The 2,696-nt window shown below is 67.7% G+C and carries 2 protein-coding genes; both read left to right on the top strand.

The window, feature by feature from the left end:
- On the top strand, positions 1 to 290 hold a 290-nt coding region (locus ACIP67_RS43080; protein WP_401700153.1), incomplete at its 5' end, for a hypothetical protein.
- 5 nt (positions 291 to 295) lie between these two features.
- Positions 296 to 2,696: DEAD/DEAH box helicase (locus tag ACIP67_RS43075; protein ID WP_401700151.1), on the top strand; the 2,401-nt coding region annotated here is incomplete at its 3' end.

Below are 2,696 nucleotides of genomic sequence, written 5' to 3'. Positions count from 1 at the left end.
GGATTGCGCCGATGCTCTGGCTCAAGGCCGGCTCTCGCGGTCGCATCATCTCCAGCCTTCCGGAACGGGGCTGGGATGTGGCTCAGGCCTACGGGGTGCTCGAGGACATAGACCACGCCCCCGAGTTCTTGGCCGCCCTAGAGGCTGACCCCCAGGTAGGGATGGCGTTCATCGTGACCGACTCCGAGGTGGCCTTCCAGTCCGTGGCCCGACAGCTGCCTCAACACACCACCGCGGTGCGCCTGTACGAGTCCTACCTGCACAACTTCCAGATCAACCGGAGGGCCTGACCCCCATGCGTTACACCCTCAAGGACTACCAGGCCCAGGCCGTCGAGCAGGTCCTGAACCGGCTGCATCGGGCCAGGAAGAACTACCAGGACGACGGCGTCCTGTCCCAGTTCTCCCTGGCCGCGGCCACCGGGGCCGGCAAGACGGTGATGGCCGCGGCCATCATCGAGGCCCTGTTCTTCGGCTCCGACCAGTACACCGAGGACATCGCCCCCGACCCCGGCGCCACCGTTCTCTGGTTCTCCGACTACCCAGACCTGAATGATCAGTCCCGCTCCCGGATCCATGCCGCATCCTCCGAGCTCGACGGTCGGCTGCGCACCGTGGAGAACTCTTTCGCCGAGACCACCTTCGCCCCCGGCCAGGTGTACTTCCTCAACGCCCAGAAGCTGCGCGAAGGAGCCCGCCTGGTGCGCGGGGCCCAGGACCCCACCAACGCTGCCACCCCGGTGATGGCCGCCCCCGACATGGCCCAGCGGACCATCTACGACGTCATCGCCAACACCGTGGCCACCCCCGGACGAACCCTGTACTTCATCTTGGACGAGGCCCACCGGGGCATGAAGACCACCAAGAAGAACGACCAGGAACGGGCCACCATCGTCCAGCGCCTGATCAACGGCACCGCCCTGGCCCCGGCTATGCCGATCGTGCTCGGGATCTCCGCCACCGTGGAACGCTTCACCCAGGCCATGGCCCACGCCACAGACCGGGACGCGCTCTCCCCCGTGCAGGTCGACCCCGCGCTCGTGCAGACCTCCGGGCTGCTCAAGGACGATGTTGTCCTCACCATCCCCGAGGAAGCCGGCGCCTTCGACACCACGCTGTTGCGCGAGGCCGTGGCCCGCACGAAGGCCTCCACCAGAGCCTGGGCGGCCTACGCCGCCGAGCAGGGCGAACCGAACCCGGTGGTGCCGCTACTGGTCGTGCAGGTCGCAGACAAACCCAGCGACGAGCACCTCTCACGGATCCTGGATGTCATCCACCAGGAGTGGCCCGAGCTACGGCCCCAGGACATCGCCCACGTCTTCGGCACCCACACGGACCGGCACCTGCCCGGCCAGATCGTCAACTACATCGCCCCACAGCGCGTGCAGGAGACCACGCACGTCCGGGTGCTGCTGGCCATGGAGGCGATCTCCACCGGATGGGACTGCCCCAGGGCGGAGGTGCTGATGTCCTTCCGCACCTACAAGGACGCCACCTACGTCCACCAGCTGCTGGGCCGGATGGTCCGTACCCCCCTGGCCCGACGCATCCCGGGCAACGAAGTGCTCAACTCCATCGACTGCTTCCTGCCCCACTTCGACAAGACCACCTCCACCGCCATCGCCCAGACCTTGATGCGCGGACAGTCCGACATGGACGACACCACTTCCGATCCCGCCGGCGCATCCGCCCGGCGGGTGCTGTTCGACCCGGTCACCCTGACACCGAACCCGGCGGTGGGAGAAGACGTGTGGGCGGTGTTCGACGCCCTGCCCTCGATGAACATCCCCCAGGGCGCCACCAAACCGCTCAAGCGCCTGGACATCCTGGCCAATGCCCTCTCCCACGATGGGCTGCTGCCCGGGGCGGTCAAGACCGCCGCGCACACGATGTGCAAGCTCCTGGACGGATGCAGGGTCCAGTACTCCGAGCAGATCGCCGCGGCCCGCCAGGATGTGCTCACCCTGTCGGCCCAGCGGCTGACCGGCCGAATGGGAACCACAACCCTGAGCACCACCAGCCTGGAACTGTTGGCCGATGACCGGGCCATCGAGGAGGCCGCTGCCGCGGCGGCCCGCACCCTCACCGGCTGGATCGCCGGGGCCTACATCGATCACATCGTCCCCGAGGACGAAGAGGATCTCGACCTGCGCGAAGGAGACATCATCATCGCCTCCCTGGCCCGCACCTCCGAGGTCGTCGCCGATCTGGAGGCCAAGGCCGACAAGCTCGTGCAGGACTGGCTGAGCCAGTACCGCGTGCAGATCAACGGCCTGACCGATGAGCGCCAGGCAGTGTATGACCGGGTGCGGGAGATGGCCCGTCGGCCTGAACGTGTGGACCTGACCCGCCCGAGGTTGACCCAGGCCGACCAGCAGGAGCGCCTCCCTGATGGCAGCGAGCGTCCTCTGCAGAGACGCACCCTGCATTTGATGGCCGCCGAGGACGGCACCATGCCTGTGGACCTGAACACCTGGGAGCGGCAGGTGCTGGACTCCGAAGCCGCCGAGCCCTCCTTCCGGGGCTGGTACCGCAACCCCTCCCGGGCCTCCAAGCAGTCTTTGGCGATCCCGTTCCAGGACGGCACCGGCCAGTGGCAGGCGCTACGACCGGACTTCCTCTTCTTCCACGCCAACCAGGACGGCACGATCCGCGCCGACATCGTGGACCCCCACGGCACGCACCTGGCCGACGCCT

Source organism: Streptomyces sp. NPDC088812, assembly GCF_044750285.1.
In the GTDB taxonomy this organism is placed as follows: domain Bacteria; phylum Actinomycetota; class Actinomycetes; order Streptomycetales; family Streptomycetaceae; genus Streptomyces.
This window is presented reverse-complemented; position numbering and strand designations above follow the sequence as displayed.